Genomic DNA, 18,503 nt, shown 5'->3' on the forward strand with positions numbered 1-18,503 from the left:
TCCCCCGGCATTCTCAACCTACAAGAAACGTTACCCTAACGCACCCCGGGGCCTCACTCGGTTTCCTCTTCGATCACCGGATTGGTTAATTTTCCGATCTTGTCGATCTCGACGGTAACCTCGTCCCCCGGCCGCAGCCACCTGGGTGGATTGGCCGCCATGCCGACCCCATGAGGGGTCCCGGTCATGATCACCGTGCCGGGCAAAAGCGTGGTGCTCCCGCTCAAGAACTCGATCAACGCCGGAACATCGAAAATCATGTCTCCGGTGTGCCAGTCCTGCACCACTTCGCCGTTCAACACGGTCCGGATTTTTAACGACCCCGGATCGGGGATCTCGTCCGGCGTTATCAAGCGCGGCCCGAGCGGACAAAACGTGTCGAAAGTTTTCCCCCGGCACCATTGCCCTCCGCCCATCTTCCGCTGCCAGTCGCGGGCGCTCACGTCGTTGCCGCAGGTGTAACCGAGGACGTATTCCAACGCCTCCTCCCGTCGGACGTTTTTGCAGGTCCGCCCGATGACCACCGCCAATTCACACTCGTAGTCGACTTCGCCGCTCCGCAACGACCGCGGCAACTCAATCGGTCCGCCCGGATCCTGCAACGTGTTCGCCCCTTTCATGAATACGACCGGAAAGTCCGGAACCGGGGCACCGCTTTCCTCGGCGTGACGCCGGTAATTCAACCCAATGCAAAAAATCGCCCGCGGAATGATCGGCGCCAACACCTTCGCCACCCTCGCGGGACGGTTGCTCACCGCGAAATCGCCGAAAATATCTCCGGCGATTCCCCGCGGCCCCCCTTCCACCTCGGCGGCATAGCCGATTTCCCCCTCATGGTTTCGATAACGGATAATCTTCATTTCCTCCGGTCTATTCGCCGCCACCCCGGGAGTCGATGCCAAACCGACTTCGCCCCGTCATGTTTTCGCAATTGCCGTCAGCTTCAGGCTTCGTAAGCTGGATTCAAAACATCGAATGCTCGCAATCGTCTACCTCGCCACCGTTTCGTTAATCATGGGGGTCATGGGCTTGGTGATTCTGTGGCGTCGAGTCACCCTCTTCACCCGGGGCGCGCGCGCCACCGGCACTTTCGTGCGCTGGGAAATTCGCGGCATCCGCCGCCAATTCTATTTTCCCGTCGTCGCATTCCAAGCCGACGACGGGAACCATTACGAATTCACCGGAGGGCCCGGCTACGGACGCCCCGTCAAGAAGACCACCTTTGAAGTGATTTACCCCTCGAACGCTCCGGAAAAAGCGATGATTCTCTCCTTACTGGCCTTCTGGGCCGCCCCGCCCGCCTTCTTCATCCTCGCCGCCGGCGCAGCGTTCGCCGCCCTCCAACAATCCCCTTGAACCGCCCTCCGGCGAGGCCCCGGGACGGGCCCCGCACCGCCTCATCCCAGGCGAATCGCCCCCAGCGACTCCGCGGCGGCTGCATATCCCGCCTTGCCGACCGTGTCGCGATGGCCTCGCAAACCCGGACCACCGGCCGCGACAAATCCCTGGCTCGCCCCCGAACGGTCCTTGGAGACCCAAAACGAGTAAAGTTCCCCGTTGTTCAGCAGAAAACGAAACCGGACCGCTTGCCCCGCCAACTCCCCCAAACTCCCGCCACCATTCCACCGGACTTCCTCCAAAGTGGAATCGGTGGAAACCGGCACGCAATTTCCCCGGTCGAAAGGCGCGATCACGTTTCCATCACGGTCGAGCACTTCAACCCGAAGGTCCCCCCGGCTTACGGCCGCGTTCACGAAGAGGTGTTCCCCCTCAAAGACCAGGGGACGGGTAATCAGCTCGCCGCCTTGACTCCCCGCGTCCATCGAGGCGAATCCATCCCGGCGGAGGACCGCGATGCCCGTGGAACCGTTGGCATACATCCCGTTCCAACCATGCTCGGGATGGAGGTTATTCTCATCGCCCCGGAAACCGCTGTAATAGAAATACAATTTGTCACCCACGACGAAACAGCCTCCGCCGACCGAGTGGATGTATGCGCGATCCCAGTCTTCCTTCTCCAGAGTCCCACCGATGAAGGCCTCGCGATGGGGCCGGTCCCAATGGAAACCATCCCGGCTGAAACCGAGCTGCAAGTCGGTCAACTTCGGGAACCCTCCTTCGGCGCAAGCGGCGTTCGACGGTCCGTAGTGGATCTGGAAAAGTCCAAGCATCAGACTTTCGTAACCGACGGCATCGACCTTATACAATTGGGTTCTTTCCCCGATCGGATAATCCGGACGATCCAGATCCTTTTCATCAGCACTCGTCCAGAAAACGGGCGCTTGTCCGGCCCAGGTGTCGTCCCGCGAAACCGCGTCGAGAAAGTTCGAGCTTTCCCAATAACCCCGGGTGCGCTCCCGGATTCCGTCCCGCCGATCGAACGTCCGCAAACTGAATACCCATTTCTTGCGAAACGGATTGTAAAAGAAGAGAGTGTTGTCGTTCGTGAACGACGTCCGTCCCCGGCAATCCCAATGGATGCCGTCTCCGGAGGTGAAAATCCAACCGCCGACATTCTGCAGCGCCCGCCCCATCTTCCCGGCCCGGGTAAAAAGGAACATTTTGAACCGTTCCCGCGGATTCTCCGCGTCATCATCCAGCCAAACCGTTGCCCCATCGCGCCGTTGGTCAAAGGCATCGGGGAGAAGACGGTTGGTCCCGGGCACGATTGGCAGGTTCGGACGCGTCCAATGGACCCCGTCCCGGCTCTCCGCATAGGCCGTGCCGTCGAACCAACCGGCCATGTACCACATTTTAAATTTTCCGTCGCGGGAATCGTAAAACGCCCCGTCGGTGAATGGACATGCCACCGGACAGAGATTGTTATTCATTTCCAACGGTGTTTGCGGGCGCAGCACGGGATTGCCCGCGTGAGGCACCGGCTGATGGAAGGTCCGGCGCAGATTCGTCCGTTCGATCAAAAAGTCGTCGACGAACAACTGCCGACCCACCTTCACCGGAATAACGTCGGGAACATTCTTCAAATAAGGCACGGAAACCACCCGACGACTGCGTGGATTCAAATTCCGCGGCGGCCACTCCGACGGCAAACGGATCCCATTGTAAAGCAGTTCCCCGGATCCATTCCCGGAAGCGGCTCCCACCGGATCACGCGGATTCGCCCGCAAGACCGAGCCCATCCGGCTCCCGACGGCCAACCCGGCCGCTCCGATCACGCCCGCTTTCAGAAATTCCCTCCGGTTCACATTCTCTTCTCTTTTCATACAACTCTTCGATTCGTATTTCCGCTTTGATTACACTTTAGAATTCCTTCCATGAGGACTGCCGGCGAACATGCCAACCATCACAAAAGGAGAAGCGCGCCGCCTCCCGACGCGCTCATCCCGCCAATACCGATCATCTTTCACGATTGACCCGGCATATCCCGGATCATCATCGGCGCTCCCGTTCCCCGGGGACCGGTGCCCCCCAGAACGGATCATATCGCGAAGTCGGGATCTCATCGAGACTGCTGATCGTGCCAATGTGACCATCGAGATAAGCCACATTGATCCGGCCATTGTGCTGAAACATCAATCCCAACGATCCTGGTCCGGAATACTGCAGGCGCAAACGCGGGTGCTCCGAGCGGAAGGATGGTTTGGATATGCCGTCCCCATTACTGATTCCGTCCATGAAAAACGCCGTTTGGGTCGGATTCATGTGCTGGATAATGTTGGTTGGGGCATGGCTGTGGACGTGGGCGGTTCCATCCATATACTCACGCGAGGTGTTCGCGAACGAGGGCGCGGTGTAGGTATTGATGGAATAGGTCCTCCCGTAATCACTCCCCGGATACGAAGCATCGTGATCCGCGCTCACCCCGGGATGCATTCCTTCGATGGCAATGTGGCTCGGGCAGGTATAGACCGTCATGCTCGGAGGCTGGGCCATCGCCAAGGTATAACCGAGATAAGGAGCCAACGAATCGCGCCGCTCGATTCCGTCCACCACGGGCGGAAGCCGCCATCCCCGGGAATCGAGCAGACGTCCGTTTTGCTCATCGATCATCATCAGCCCCGCCTGGGCGAGTTGCCTGAGATTGCTCGCGCACGTCGCAGTGCGAGCGGACTCCCGGACCTGCCCCACGACAGGAATCAATATCGCCGCCAAGATCGCAATGATCGCGATCACCGTTAAGAGTTCAATCAAGGTGAACCCGCATGCACCGCCCGCCCTGGGGCGCTCCGAACGATTTCTGCCAAACTGTTGTGTATTCATTGTTTTATTCTCCTCTCCCGTTATTCGTTACCAGCGGACAACTCGACTGACAGCCGAATAAAACGCTTATCCAGCTGAGAAATCGGCGTCCGATCCCGGACCCATAAAAGCGACTCTGTCTCTTCGATCACCGCGATAAATTCGGCTCCCGCCTCCCATTGTACCAAGTCTACGGATACTTGCACAATAAACGTGGCTTCCACCGCCTCTGGATTCTTTGGTATCTCCAGCGAAAGGTAGCGTTCCGAATCCTGCTCGTAAAGACGGGCCTCGGGCATCGCCGACACGGTTGCCACAGTCGGATCCAATCCCAAGGCGTACTTGATGGCATTTGAAATCCCATCACCGCTCGGGTTGGCCTCCGGTCCTTCCTGGCCCGGCGGCAGGTCAAAACCGGCCGCCCAGGCGGAATAGGTCAAACCAGTGGATTCCCCGACCGCCTCCAGGGTCACCGCGCCGGCGGTTTCTCCGTAAGCGATTTGGAAATCCACCCCGCCGACTTCGACAATGGCCCCGTCCGGAAGTCCGGCGAATTGCCCGCTCAGGGTTCCGCCGTAAGCGATCAGCGTGACCGTTTGCCCAGCGACCGGCGTCCATCCGTCGGCCAGGCTCAGCTCCAGGGAGACTTCATTGCCCAGGGAAACATTCCCCGCGATGTCGAGGCTGGGCGAAACACCGGCTCCAAGAACCAGATTCACCACGGCGCCGCTCGCCTCCGAAAAACCGAGCTCAGCGGCTTTCACTTGTCCGCCATCGATCGACAGGACGCCCATTTCCCAGACGAAAAGCTCGCCTCCCAGATCGACCAGCGCTCCCGAGTTTACCTCCAAAAGGCCTTGGCCACCCGGACCGCCGATGGTTTCCTCATCGACCTCTTCCAGTGGAGCACCGCCCACGTGAACACCGAGTTCCGTTCCGGCGAAGCGCGAGCCTTCACCAGTGACGATGATGATCCCTTCGCTTCCGGGTGCCTCGCCAATCCGGTAACGGCTCGAACCCGTAATGGTGAGTTCACTACCTTCTTCGATCAGGATCGATCCAAAGGCGTCCTGGTTTCCGCCGAGGTCGGTGTCACGTCCTTCCCCGCCCGCACGGCCGATGATTGAATTCCAAGTCGATCCGCCACGCATGATGATCCGACCGGTCGTCGAGGCCGCCGGTCCGAGATGCAAGATCTCACCACTGGTCATCTGGCCGCCGTTTTCCAGGACCAGAGTGGAGTTCCCCGGTTGGGTAACCCCAAGCCGCACCCATCCGCCAACATCGGCAGTCGCATTATTGATGGTCAAAGTCGAAATCCCATCCCGGCCGGCCCGAAGGTCCTTTCCGATCCCCAAGAAAGCGCCATCTTTCACCATGGTGTAAACACCCGGAGCGTCCAGGACCCAACCCGCGAAGAAATCTCCGGCGGCTTCAAGGCTGCTCCCTTCACCTTCGATCAACAGGGTCGAGTTCGCCATTTGCCGCAAATCGCCTCCCACGGTCACCGTGCTGCCATTGATCACCTCCATGCTGCCTTCGGTGGTCTTGACTTCACTGACCACCAGATTTTGCCCAACCGAGAAGGTGGATCCGTCAACTACCAGGCTGGAACCGCCAGTGGTGGTGATTCCAAGTCGGACATGTCGCGCCACCTCCACGGCGGCGTTCTCCACCCGCCATGCGGAAAGCCCGTCCCGTCCGGCCCGCACGTCGTTTCCGACTCGCATAAAGGCTCCGTCCTTGATCACGGTCGTTGCCGCGGGCTCAGCGGCACTCTCCCATCCGGCGAAGAAATCGTTGTCCGTTTCAATGATCGTCCCCGCCCCCGAGGCGACCAGTTCTGAATTCACCCGTTGTTGAAGGGCGCCTGTCGAACTGATTCTCGACCCGCCATCCATCGACAACGTCGCCTGACTTCCGACAATCCGGCTCAGGGTGAATTGACCGGTCTCAATGACCGCCCCATTCGTCAACGTGATATCCATTGATCCCGCACCCGCCGCCAACCATAAACGATCCGGCGCTTGCAGCGTTCCGCCGTCGACCAACAGGGTGGAGTGTCCCGCCCAACCGGCATGCAACCGGTGACGGCCGTTGATCTTTCCACCCTCGGTCACCGAAAAGTCTCCCCCATCGGCAAGAGCCAGATCGAGTTGCCAGGCGTCAAGGAGAGAGTCGGTCCCGGTCACCACCAATTCGGTCTGGGACCCGGCGCGGCGGTTAAAGGCCAACAGGTCAAAATCCGCCAATGCTCCGTCTTCGATCCGCAACGAGGCAAAACCGTCGCGGCCAAATACGTTTCCATCGGTTTGATTAAACGCGTCGTTCATCCAACTGGTGCTGCTTCCCCGCACGATGACTCGTCCAACGGATCCCGCGGCTCCACCGACATGAACCGCTCCGGTTCGCAAGTGCCCGCCTCCTTCCACAATCAGTTCGGCATCGTCTCCTTCAAAGGGAGCCACGGTCAACCCCGTGAGATATTGCGCGGGATTGTTTCCCGTCGAACCTTCGTCTTGAAGTGTGTAGCGGTTTCCCGCCAGGTTCAGCCTCACTTTATCCGAATTCAAAATCATCCGGTAATTGGTCACCCATTGGGAAAAATCGACCGTGTAAGGCTCGGCGGCGCCAAGGTTGAACACCGCCTCGTCCAACGAAGTCGGCACGCCGGAGGGATTCCAATTCCCCCCAAGGTGAAAACTTCCGCCACTGGAGTTGATCCATTCTTTGGTCACACCGTTCAAGGGAGCCGAGCCGATGCCGGCCAGGCCTACCGTCATCCCGAGGCACATAATGGGCCTCCACAGCCCCACGGACGAAATCCGGCGAAGCATCGGGAGAGATTGTTTACGTCTGATGGTTTTTTGCGTCATGTTTGGTCAGGTTGAGTGTTTTTTGGGTTCGTAAATCGATGGATCATTCGAAACGACGGCAATAATCGGAAAGCAGGTCCCCTTTTCCTTTCCTCCGAATCTTCACGGACGAAGGACCATCGGCAACCTCTGTCGCCTGGTATGATACCAGCCATATTCCGCCGTCGTTCATTTCCGCTCCACCCCAATCCGATAAAATCGTTTCGCGCCACCGATCGATGAGTCCGTGAATGTGGCCAATTGGTCCGCAGCATACCAAACCGGACCATGGATCCGCTCCCAGCCACCCGCGGTTAAACGATCCCTGCTGAAGACCGAATACCACCGGCCCGAAACCGCATCCCACCGAAGCGTGATTCCCTCCACGCCCAGATCGATCTCCCGCACCTTCAGCCGCGAAGACGGATCCCTCGGATCCGTTCCGGCGATATATTCCTCCCGGGCGGTAAATCCTTTCCCGAGAAGGTCCATCATCTCCGCTTGGTCAAACGCTTCCGGGGACGCCCCGGCTTCCACCAGCCCATTTTCAACGAGCCACCAATGTGGCGTTCCGCCGGCCGCCCGCTCGATTCGGCCAACGTCATCCACCGCGCCCCGGAATCCGGGACCGCCTCCGGCCAGATAGCCCTGACTCGAACCCGCCTCATCCGGACTGACCCAGAACGCGTAAAGACTTCCGTTCGTCAGGTAAAAGCGAAACTTGACCGGTCTGTTCGCCAAGGGTGCCAAATCCTCTTGATCGTTCCATTCAACTCGAATCCGGGTACTATCGGCCGAGACCGCCTTCGATTCTTCCACCCCGAACCCATCGATCGGAACGCCGTTTTCATCCAAGACTTCCACCCGCAACTCTCCCTCGGGATTGTCAATGTTCACGAACAGATACCGGCCCTCAAAGATCACCGGCCGGGTGGTCAACGTTCCAGTCGTTTCCCCGGCGTCCATTGAGGCGAAACCATCCCGCCGCAAAATGGCCAGACCTGTCGCCCCGTTCGCGTAAGCCCCTCCGGTATAGCGCGGTGTTCGATTCACCAGGGTGGTGTCTCCAGCAAAACCGGTGTAATAAAACCACAGCTCGTCTTCCATCACCAGGCAGAGCGCCGCATTCGAATGCAGATATCCCCGGTCCCACGACCCTTCCGTCCGGGAGGCCGCGATGAAGGGAGTCCGATCGTCCGGCCGCGACCAATGAAATCCATCACGACTGAAACCTATATGAATCTCCGTGATCTTCGGAATGCCGGTCTCATTGATCACCGTATTGGAAGGCCCGAGATGAACGGTAAAGGCGCCGAGCATCAACGATTCGTAGGCAACCGCGTCAAAGTTATAGAGTTGAGGACGGTCCCCGATTTCCGGATCCGCCTGATCGAGGTTGTCCACCCGTAACCAATGAACCCGGTTCTGCGGCGCGATCGCTCCCAGGATTAAATCGTCGGTTTCCACGTAATCGCGACTTCTGCGATCCCAGCTAGATCGAATGCTATACACCCACTTCCGCCGAAATGGATTGTAAAAGATCGTCGACCGGTCTCCCATCTCGAAGGTCTCTATCGGCTCTCCCCAATGAATTCCGTCCGCCGAGGTATAGACTTCTCCGCGCTGCGCCGGCCGGGTGTAGAGCAACATATTGAACCGCTCGGTCGGATCGATCGCATCATGATTCAAAATCACCGCCGACGAATCCCGGGTCACTCCGTCCCGGTTCGGAAGGACCCGATTGGTCCCCGGCACCACGTCAAGATCGGGGCGTTCCCAGTTCAACCCATCCGGACTCACGGCGTAAGCGGTTCCATCGAAATAGGCCGCCTGATACCACATTTTGAATACGTTGCTTTTGGGGTCATACCATACCCCATCACTGAAGGGGGCCGCCATCGGCACGAAATCACCGATCCCTAGTTCCCCTTCGGTCTCCGGATAAAAGATCGGATTGTCGGGGTGTTTCACGGCCTGATGAAAAGTCCGCGTGAGGTTGGTCGCTTCAACCAGAAAGTTGTCGACAAACAATTGACGCCCGACGTTGATCGGGATAACCGCAGGCGGGACGTCCAAGTACGGCACCGGCAATGGATTCAGGCTCGCATCATCCGCCATATAGGTCGGCGGCCATTCCCCGGGGAGAACGATTCCGTTGTATAATTCTTCCTCGGTCGCCGGCCCCAGATCCACCATCAACACCGTGTATCCAGCCCAGGAACCGCTTCCCGCCCCCACCGTCCAATCGTTCAACCTCAACCGCCCGTCGATCACCATAGCGATATTTTCGAACGACAAGCCGCCTTGAGCCGCGACCACGACATGAGTCCCTTGTATTCCGCTGAGTTCGTCAACATCTCCTTCCAGCTCCGGCACAAGCCCGACTCGAATGGTGATATCTTTTAACACCGCGCTTCCGGCCGTCACCACCGGTTCGATACCGCCGGCTTCCTCAAACAAAAACTCCAAACTCGCTTCGGATCCCGTCCACTCCAGCCCGCCAGGCCCCAGCGCGATCCCTCCCCCGTTCGCCCATCTGCCGATCACCGTCAGCTCCGCCGATCCCACGTTCCGGACCACGCCGCTCGCCGTGGTTAAGGATCCGCCCGAAAGAATCGTTTTCCCGCGAAGATCAATGCGACCGGTGTGGTTCCAAGTCCCTCCTTCCAGACGGATCTCGCCAGCCGAATAGCTGGCGCCACTTGTCAAGAGCTGACCGGACCGGATTATCAGGCTCGAATCGTCCATCACCTGGAGTGGGTTTCTTGCTACGGCATTGGCCTGATTTCTTCCCACGATCCCGCCTTCGAGTAACAATAGTCCCCCATCGACGGTCACCGGAGACGCGAGGCGTCCCCCCAATGCCAACCGCACCGTGCCACCGTCCCGCACCGACAACCCATCCAGCCCAGGAACGACTCCGGTGATATGGGCCACGCTTTCCGCTCCCATCACTCCGGCCCGGACCTCCGACGGCACGCCCGCCGGAAACCAGTTGGATTCAACACTCCAGTCTCCGACGCCGCCCACCCAAGTCGTATCCACTTCTTCCGGTATCGCCCGAATTCGGATTTCCAAAACCTCGTATCCACTCCAAGCACCGCTTCCATCGATTACCGCGAAGTCAGCCGTCAACCCCCGGGCCTCCATCGCGGGGCCGAGTTCCAAGGCCACGCCGTCGAGTTCAATTTCGTCGAGTGCGGCTATCAACGGATGGTTCCCCATGAAGGTCGCCGACTCGATTGCCGGGGAAACACCTTCCGACAGATCGATTCGGATTGCGACATTCGAAAACGTCACACCGCCCGATGTCCTGATGGGTTCGATACGTCCTTCTTCATTCAGGAGTACCTCAAACATCGACCCAGGGTGCGTCAGAGCCAACCCTCCGGCACCGAGATGGATGCTTTGCCCTTCCCCCCATTGGCCCTTCACCGTAAGCGTCGCGGGCGCGACGTCCCGCATCACCCCGGAACCTGTCACCAGGGTGCCTCCATCCATCGCAAAATTTCCACTCAAATCGATCCGATTCGTATGATTCCAAGTGCCGCCACGAATCGACATCCGGCCAGCGATCGCCGCGACTCCATTCGTCAAGAGATTCCCGTTAATCAACCTCAACGCGGAGTCGGCTCCAACCCGCAAAACATTTCGCTCGACTTCATTGGCCTGGTTGCGGCCCAATACGCCGCCAACGATCCAGACCGCCCCCCCCTCGATCTCCACCGGAGCGGCCATCCGCCCCCCTCCATGGAGGCTGACAACCGCCCCATCTTCCACGTGCAATCGCCCCAAAGTCGCCGCAGGCCCGGTGATTCTCGCCCGGCGACCCTCGCCCCGGACTAGTGCGGAATCCGCCGCCGGAATTTCCCCCCCCGACCAATTCGCGGCATCGGCCCAATTGCCATCCCCTCCCGTCCAGTAAACGGGCAGTTTCGCGATCTCAACTTGCCACAGATTATAACCACTCCACTCACCGGTTCCGCTGGCCAGGCCGACGTTGCCCAGCTCGATACCACTTTCCCCCACCAGGTTGACACCGGCCACTTCGAGGCTTCCCTTCGACGCAAAAAGAGTCTGAAAGCCCAACAAAGCTCCGGGGTCGAATTCCGGTCCAAGCCCTTTCGCCAATCCGATCCGGATCGTCCCGCTTTCCACCGAAACCGGTCCCGTGGCGGCAACCGGATCGACCGACGAAAATGTATCAAACCTAAACTCCATGATCGTCTCCGCATGACTGATCCGGAAACCACCCGCCCCCAGCGCGATGGATTTCCCATCCTCCCGACTTCCCTCGATGCGGATCCGGGACGGACCCACGTCCCGCAACTGGGAATTGCCAGTCTGAAGCACCCCGCCACGCACCGCCAACGTTCCCCCCAGATCGATCCGACCGGAATGATTCCATGTCCCTCCCGCGACATTCACTTCGCCCTCCACCAGACTGATCCCGCTGGTCAAAAGGAATCCCGAGTATAAATCCACGCTGGACCGCGGCATAACCTGAAGTGGATTTCGCGCCACCGAATCCGCTTGATTTCGACCAAGCGATCCTCCGTCGATCAGAAGCCGACCACCGTCGACCGTAACCATCGAAGCAATACGCCCGCCTTCTTCGACAGCCACGACCGCATCCGCCTCTACCGAAAGACCGAGAAGCCCGGGAGCCGGATGTTGGATCCGGGCCACCTGTCCTTCGCCGGTCACGATCGCCGATTGACCGGACGGCACGCCGCCGGAATCCCAGTTGTCCCCAATCATCCAATCGCCATCGTCGCCGATCCAGGTCACCGAGGTTCCCCACGAGACAGCCGCGCCCGCGACCAACAGGCCGGGGGCGATGGATATGAGTCGACGGAGGAGATGGGTCATAACTGTTCGTTTCCCTTCAGTTTATTTCCGATTCCATCTGCGCCATCCCACGCAACCGGCCATCGCCAGCGAGAGGAATAACGCAACCGTCGCCGGTTCCGGAATCACCGTGACCTGCAGAAGTTCGTAACCTTCCCAGGCTCCTTGCCCGGCCACCACGCCCCAGTCGCTGACCGCGAGCCCTTCAGCCAAAAACGATCCGCCGAGAGTCAGGCCATAATCGGCAAGATCGATTCCCCCCAACGCCGCAACCAGGATATGGGTTCCGTGCAGATTGGTGAGGTCATAACCCGGATCGATCGTCGCAGACAAGTCGAGTCGGGCAAATCCATTGCGCAACAAAGCCTCGCCGCTCGTGACGATCGTCTCGATACCGCCACTCTCGTTGAAGAGCGCCTCCAGCACCGAATTGGAGTTGGTCAACTGAAAGCCGCCCCCGCCAAACGTAAGGTTGCCACCGCCCCACGTCCCCTCAACAGTGACGGTCGCGGCCCCCACATCGCGAAAGGGCGAGTTGGACGTGACGAGACTTCCCCCGCTGAAATGAAAGGTGCCGCTGAGATCGAACCGGCTGGTATGGTTCCAGGAACCGCCGCTCATGAAGACGCTTCCGGCCAAGCTGTTGATCCCGCTGGTCAGCACCGATCCCGAGACGATCGTCATGGTTGAATCACCATCGATGTTGATCAAATTTCTGGAGACACTATTGGCCTGATTTCGCCCGAGCGTTCCACCGTCGATGACCAGATGCCCTCCTTCGACCGTCACGGGCACGGCGATCCGGCCTCCGGTTTCGATGGAAACCGATCCTTCGTTCTGAATCAGGAGGCCGGTTATATTCGGCACCGCGTCGAGGATCCGGGCAACACTTCCTTCATTGCCGACGGTTACGGCCACTCCACTGGGAACAGCATTCCCCGCCCAGTTTTGACCGACATTCCAATTGCCGTCTCCCCCGCCCCAAGTGCCGGCATGGGCAGCTCCGGCACCGCTTCCGATCAAGGCAAGAGCCATCACCAGGGAACGGACCTCCATCCGCTCCCGCTTCATTTCGGGTATCTCTCTATTTGTTGGTTTCATGATATTATTCGGGTTTCAACTGATTCGTTCATTTCGCAGGTGAAGTCATTGAGGGCTCGCCGCAAGCACAGTTAGAGCGATTTCCTGGTTTCGGGTTCCATAATCGATCCGGAAGGCATAATCGCCCGCGTGAATCGTTTCGCCGTCTGCCAGGCCATTGATCTTTCCCCTCAAAGCGCCACCGTAGGCGATCAGGGGGATCACTTCTCCCGGCCGGGCGTGGAAACCGTCGGCCAATTCCACGCCGAGGGTCGCCGCGTTCCCGAATGTCACGTTCCCATCGACCCGGAGGGGAGGCTCCCGGTCCGGCCCTAAAACCACTTCCAATCGCGGACTTCCAGCGCCGCCAAACTTCAATTCACCGGCGCGGGCGGTACCTCCTGCCATTTGCAGCAGCCCGTCGCCGGATACGGTCAAGGCGCTGCCAACGGTCGCCGCGGAATTTCCCGCCAAACGCATCTTCGCAGGCCCACGTTGCCCGATCAAAAGATCACGGGCAACCGTCAGTTGCGTCTCCCGGCCATCAAGCTCCAGTTCCCCGAAGCCACGATGCCCGAGAACAACCCGACCGGCATTTACCACCGCTCCGTTCAGGAGTCGTATCTCCGCGCGGGTGGAGTCGCCGTCCGATCCGCCAAGCATTCCCCCGACATTCAAGTGACCTCCGTCCACCGTCAGGATCGAAACGTCCCCGTTTTGTCCATCCCACGAAATCCGCAGATCCTGGATCACCTCCAAAGTCGCGCCGTCGGTGATCAGCAGGCTGCCCGGGGCGTTGCGTCCGACCCGGGGCCGGGTTCCGTCGACCGTGACGATTGTATCCGGACCGTGGATTTCCAAACTTGCCGGACCATCCCGGCCGACGTCGAACCGGTTGCCAACATCGACTCTCGCACCGTCGCGGACCGCCAGCTTCGCGGGGTTCTCTCCGTTTCCGGAAAGCTGCAACGTCAAGCCGATGGTCAATTCAGTCGAACGAAGCGCGAGCTCGCCGGCGACATCCACTCCCCGGTCGACGCTGATCCGCCCCCCTTCGAACAGAAGACGACCCATCCCCTCCGCTCCGGGAGCGACCTGAAGGCCTTCGGTCAATGTATAGTGTCGTTGTCCCAAGTCGAGAATGACGTCGCTTCCCCGCACAACGGTCCGGTAGTTTTCGGCATCATCCGCGAAAGAAATCCGATAGGGCTGGTCGACCCCGAGGCTGAATATCGCGTCGTCTCCCGGTCCCGGCACGCCGCCTTGCCAGTTTTCCGATTGGGCAAACAGGCCGCCATCCGTGTTGCTCCATTCTTTCTGAAAAGCGAACAAATGGTCCTGGGAATCTTGAAAAATCTCGATGGGAATGATGGCAACTTCGGCATCCTCCTTGTTCGAGGAATAGATGACATAAAGGTTGCCTTCATGCTCGATCGCTTTCGGATACGACCATTGGGGCGATTTGGCCGCTCCGGCGAAGCGCAGCGGATGGGGCTCGCCGCGACTGATCCTCCAGATCCGGCTGAAATAGTCTTCACCGGGCGCACTCACGGCAATCGTCAGAGCCAGTCGCCGATTGTCGCCCGGGGCGGGCGGAGTGCCGGTGATCAGATAACGCTGCCCAGTGCTCAACTTCCCGGCAAAGGGTTTTACCGCGATCATCGGGAGGTTCGAGCGTTCCGCGAACGACCAGGTTTGCCCGTAATCCTCGCTCACCGAAACGAGCGCCATGGTATCTTCCGAATTCCGCATCACCGCCGTTATCCGGTTCTCCTCCACGATCAGCGAAACCAACGGCCAGCGCAGCCCCTCCTGATGGGGAATCTGAGTGAGGGTCCAGGAAGTCAGGTCGTCCCCGTCACTGATCGCGATCCGGTTTTCGCCATGCGCCATTCCAGCCAGGATCCAGTTCCCATTGCCCAACCGACGCACCTTGTCCGTTGCCACAAAGTCCTCGAGGATGACTCCGTGACGGACCCACCGGTCTTGCTCTTCGTCCAAATAAAAAGCTTCAAGAAACGGATCGCGGAATTCCCATGCGTCCCACGTCCGGGTCGTGAACGCCCAAAGGCGCCCTTCATGGGACAGAAAGCTGCAATACTCCCACCGTTCGTCCCCCACGATCTTCGGGGCGATCGTTTCCAGGGCCGACCACGTTCTGCCCCCATCTTCGGAACGTCTGCTATTGATTCGTCCGTCCGGGGCCGCTTCGTCCCGCACCCCGTGAACCCAGCCAGTGAACAGGACTCCATTATGGAAAGCGATTCCCGCTTCGTGGAGAAACTGCAGTCCGCCGCGCTCGGCCCGGTGCACCCGACTGTATTCACCATATGGAACAGGGGGGATCGATTCCAAGCTCGGAGGAAAGGGGACTGCCGGATCCCACAGGTTCACCGGTCCATCGCCGTGCGCAACCGCAAATCCTGCTTGCAGGCATCCCGCTGCCAAAAGGGTGGAAAGAAATTGTTTCGATGTTAGTCGTCCAATGCTCATAGTAATTCTTCTGTTCTTCGCTTCGATCAGGCGGGCTCAACCCCCGGCAACCTGAATCAGTCGAGCTCGATTTTCAGGCGCATAAACTGTTGTTCCAAATCCGCGATCCGATGATTGCTCTTTACCCGGAGGCGTGTATCCGTTTCCTCGATAATCGTCACCGACGCCGATCCGCTCCTCCATCCGCTCAAGTCATCCGAAACTTCGACCTGAAATTCGGCTTCGCTCGCCACCGGATTGCGCGGAATATCCAAGACGAGGTAAGCATCCTCGCCGAGCGTTTCAATGACCGCCCCGGGAAAACGCTCAACCTCCACCTTTCCTGGATCCAGGCCCAAGGCGTACTTGACCGCGTTCGAAATCCCATCGCCCGCCGGATTCGCTTCCGGGCTCCACTGGTCCTCCGGCAACCCGAAGCGCGAAACCCAGTCCGTGAAAGCGACATCGGCCCGGAGAACGATCAGCGCGACTTCCTCGCCCTCGTAATGGATCTCGAATTCATAACCACCGGCCTCGAGGACATGCCCGTCCGGCAACCCGGAAAAGAATCCATCGACCCCGGCGCCGGACTGGATCAAGGGAAGCCGGGTTCCCGGCAAGGCGATAAAGTTGCCGCTCCAGTCCACGTGAAGATCGACTCCTGCCGCGATGGTGACTCCGGCGTCCGACTTGATCACCGAGCCGGGACTTTCTCCCAGGATCGTGACGAGCGATGCGCCCGGGCTGAAAAAAATGTCCCCAGCCTCGATCGTTCCTCCCGCGAGCCGGATTTCTGCCGGGGCGTTGTTTCCCACCTGCAGCGTCCCCGCCAAAGTCAAGGTCGTCCCCTCGCCAAGCAATTCCAGTCGGGCATCTCCCTGATGTCCCAGGATGGCCCCGGCGACCGCGGCGGACGAGCCGTTCCGCATGCTGATCTCCGCACGGGTCGCGGAATGATCTCCCGCGATCAAATTCCCCTCCACTGTCAAAACAGCGGCATCCATCGTCAAAGTTGAGAGATCGCCTGCCGAACCATTCCAGGCAATCCGCAGATCACCCCCAACATTAACCGCGGCGCCGTCGGAAATCGATGCCATCCCCGGCGCGTTTCGGCCGATCCGGGAATTCACTCCGCCCACAGTCAATGTGGTTCCGGGACCCGTCACCTCCAGCTCACCCGGCCCTTCGCGGCCGATGTCAAACCGGTTACTGATCGTCGCCGACGCACCCGAGGAAAAACGCGCCTTCCCAATCGTCGTCGGCCCGTCCCCTACGTGAAATCCGCCTCCCACTGTCAGTTGAGCGTCATCCACCCAAAGCGACGACACCTCTCCATTCGCCCCTCCCCAGGAAATCCGCAGATCGTCGGTGACGGTCAAGCTAGCCCCTTCCCTGACAATCAGGACTCCCGGTGCGTTCCGCCCAACCCGGGGCCGGGTCCCTTCCACGGTGACTTCCGTTCCTTGTCCCGTAAGCTCCAGGAAACCAGGTCCATCCCGGCCGACGTCGAACCGGTTTTGAATCATCGCGGACGCATCGCCCCGAAATTGTCCGGTCGCCTGCCTTCCTTCTTCTCCGGACAACTGCAGGGTTCCGTCCAACAGCAAGGTGCCATCCTCGAAACGAATGTCGCCCGACACAGCCAGGTTTCCTTCAACCCGAGTCGATCCTCCGTGAACCTCCAGGCTACCAGAGGAATTCAACCCGGAAGTCACCGACAGATCCTCACGAACAGTCAGTTCATTTTCGCCAAGCTGAAAGACGACATGATCGTTCCCGATGAGAGTTCCTCGATTTTCGGCACTGGATTGAAAAAGGACGGTATACCGTTCCAGCTGTCCCAAATCAAACCACGCCTCCTGGTCAACAGCCGGGACGCCTCCTTGCCAATTGGAATTCTCCTGATAAATCCCCCCGGCGGGATTGCTCCAGTGACGGCGGGTTCCGTCCATCTCGATCTCTTCGAATGCCTCCAGCGGAATGACCGCCATCTCGGCATCTTCCTTGTTGACTGAATAAATCACATACAAATTCCCGTCATGCTCCACTGCCTGCGGGTAGGACCATTGCCGTCCTTTCGCGTGTCCTGGATGCCGCAAATGATGGGGAGTTCCGCGGGAGATCCTCCAGATTCGGCTGAGTTGCTTCTCCCCTGGCCGACTCAACGCGATGGTCAGGGCTTGCCGAGATTCACTCCGCATGTCTCGCGGCGTGCTGGAAATCACATACCGCTCGCCAGTGCTAAGCATGCCCGCAAACGGTCTCGCGGGCGACATCGGGAAGTTGCTCATTCGCGCTTCCTCCCACGTTTCCCCGTAGTCGTAACTTCGAGAGACCAGGGCAAAAGAAGCTTGGGAGTTCCGCATGATCGCCCAGATTTCATTGTCCTCGATGATCAAGGAGATCAGTGGAAACCTGAGTTCCGGATCATGGGGGATGTTCCTGATCCGCCACTGGGTGAGATCGTCGCCATCGCTGATCGCGATCTGGTTGCTTGCGACTCCCCCCGCGAGAATGTGGTTGCCGTTTTCCATCCGGCGTATCCGGTCGGTCGCCGTCCAACCGGGCTCGGCGAGCACCACCCCTTCCTCAATCCAAACGTGGTCGCGTGGGTGAAAATAATAAGCGACCATTTGATGGCTGTTCCGCTTGGATCCGAAGGCCCACATCCTTCCCTGATGTGAGAAGAACGTGCAGAAACCCAAGCGGTCGATTCCTTCGATCTCCGGACCGATCACCTCCGTCGGCGTCCACGTCCGACCTCCATCCGTAGACCGCCTGCCCGTTATCATTTGTTCCGGCGACCCCTCATCTTCGAGAGCGTGCGCCCATCCGGCGAACAACATGTTTTCGTGAAAGCCAAGCCCGGCCTGATGGAGATATTGCCATTCGCCCGCGACCGCCCAATGAACCGAACTATACCGCACATATGGCAAGACCGGAATTTCCTCATACCCGTATGGAAACGGGATCGCGGGATCCCACAGCTCCACCAACTCGTCGGCGGATGCCGCGCATACGGAGCAGAGAATCATCGACAACAAA

Annotated in this window: 9 protein-coding genes; 1 reads left to right on the plus strand and 8 read right to left on the minus strand. The window is 59.3% G+C overall.

The features are described from left to right. Nucleotides 1-53: 53 nt before the first annotated feature. The gene (locus ACWUI2_RS01490) at nucleotides 54-860 is read right to left on the minus strand and encodes a fumarylacetoacetate hydrolase family protein (RefSeq protein ID WP_486981088.1); all 807 of its coding nucleotides are present in this window, start codon (nucleotides 858-860) and stop codon (nucleotides 54-56) included. Between the two features lie 115 nt (nucleotides 861-975). On the opposite strand from ACWUI2_RS01490, the gene ACWUI2_RS01495 reads away from it, so the two are divergent. Continuing rightward, nucleotides 976-1,356 carry a DUF3592 domain-containing protein gene (locus tag ACWUI2_RS01495; protein WP_486981089.1) on the plus strand — a complete coding sequence of 127 codons (381 nt, stop codon included), beginning with the start codon at nucleotides 976-978 and terminating at the stop codon, nucleotides 1,354-1,356. Nucleotides 1,357-1,397: 41 nt separating this feature from the next. Here the strand turns inward: ACWUI2_RS01495 and ACWUI2_RS01500 are convergent, their stop codons facing one another. The 7 genes from ACWUI2_RS01500 to ACWUI2_RS01530 form a co-directional block, all read right to left on the minus strand. Continuing rightward, nucleotides 1,398-3,224, minus strand: a complete 1,827-nt coding sequence (locus ACWUI2_RS01500; protein WP_486981090.1) for a glycosyl hydrolase family 32 — start codon at nucleotides 3,222-3,224, stop codon at nucleotides 1,398-1,400. 169 nt (nucleotides 3,225-3,393) lie between these two features. Next, the gene (locus tag ACWUI2_RS01505) at nucleotides 3,394-4,221 is read right to left on the minus strand and encodes a type II secretion system protein (RefSeq protein ID WP_486981091.1); all 828 of its coding nucleotides are present in this window, start codon (nucleotides 4,219-4,221) and stop codon (nucleotides 3,394-3,396) included. A 20-nt stretch (nucleotides 4,222-4,241) separates the two neighbouring features. Beyond that, nucleotides 4,242-6,983, minus strand: coding sequence for an autotransporter outer membrane beta-barrel domain-containing protein (locus ACWUI2_RS01510; protein ID WP_486981092.1), 2,742 nt, complete (start codon nucleotides 6,981-6,983; stop codon nucleotides 4,242-4,244). Between the two features lie 261 nt (nucleotides 6,984-7,244). Then, on the minus strand, nucleotides 7,245-11,927 hold the full coding sequence (locus tag ACWUI2_RS01515; RefSeq protein WP_486981093.1) for a hypothetical protein: 4,683 nt from the start codon (nucleotides 11,925-11,927) through the stop codon (nucleotides 7,245-7,247). 21 nt (nucleotides 11,928-11,948) lie between these two features. Continuing rightward, complete coding sequence (locus ACWUI2_RS01520; RefSeq protein ID WP_486981094.1) at nucleotides 11,949-13,007, minus strand: PEP-CTERM sorting domain-containing protein; 1,059 nt, start codon at nucleotides 13,005-13,007, stop codon at nucleotides 11,949-11,951. Nucleotides 13,008-13,052: 45 nt separating this feature from the next. Then, a complete protein-coding gene (locus ACWUI2_RS01525; RefSeq protein WP_486981095.1) occupies nucleotides 13,053-15,479 on the minus strand; it encodes an exo-alpha-sialidase in 2,427 nt (808 codons plus the stop codon). A gap of 56 nt (nucleotides 15,480-15,535) precedes the next feature. Further along, the gene (locus ACWUI2_RS01530) at nucleotides 15,536-18,493 is read right to left on the minus strand and encodes an exo-alpha-sialidase (protein ID WP_486981096.1); all 2,958 of its coding nucleotides are present in this window, start codon (nucleotides 18,491-18,493) and stop codon (nucleotides 15,536-15,538) included. Nucleotides 18,494-18,503 lie beyond the last annotated feature (10 nt).

Source organism: Verruconatronum alginivorum, assembly GCF_056590205.1.

What these genes read in the sequence shown, in the direction of transcription:
- ACWUI2_RS01510 (WP_486981092.1), bottom strand. Translation starts at nt 6,983, where the DNA reads ATGACGGTAGGCCTGGCCGGCATCGGCTCGGCTCCCTTGAACGGTGTG.
- ACWUI2_RS01515 (WP_486981093.1), bottom strand. Translation starts at nt 11,927, where the DNA reads ATGACCCATCTCCTCCGTCGACTCATATCCATCGCCCCCGGCCTGTTG.
- ACWUI2_RS01530 (WP_486981096.1), bottom strand. Translation starts at nt 18,493, where the DNA reads ATGATTCTCTGCTCCGTATGCGCGGCATCCGCCGACGAGTTGGTGGAG.
- ACWUI2_RS01500 (WP_486981090.1), bottom strand. Translation starts at nt 3,224, where the DNA reads ATGAAAAGAGAAGAGAATGTGAACCGGAGGGAATTTCTGAAAGCGGGC.
- ACWUI2_RS01505 (WP_486981091.1), bottom strand. Translation starts at nt 4,221, where the DNA reads ATGAATACACAACAGTTTGGCAGAAATCGTTCGGAGCGCCCCAGGGCG.
- ACWUI2_RS01490 (WP_486981088.1), bottom strand. Translation starts at nt 860, where the DNA reads ATGAAGATTATCCGTTATCGAAACCATGAGGGGGAAATCGGCTATGCC.
- ACWUI2_RS01495 (WP_486981089.1), top strand. Translation starts at nt 976, where the DNA reads ATGCTCGCAATCGTCTACCTCGCCACCGTTTCGTTAATCATGGGGGTC.
- ACWUI2_RS01520 (WP_486981094.1), bottom strand. Translation starts at nt 13,007, where the DNA reads ATGAAACCAACAAATAGAGAGATACCCGAAATGAAGCGGGAGCGGATG.
- ACWUI2_RS01525 (WP_486981095.1), bottom strand. Translation starts at nt 15,479, where the DNA reads ATGAGCATTGGACGACTAACATCGAAACAATTTCTTTCCACCCTTTTG.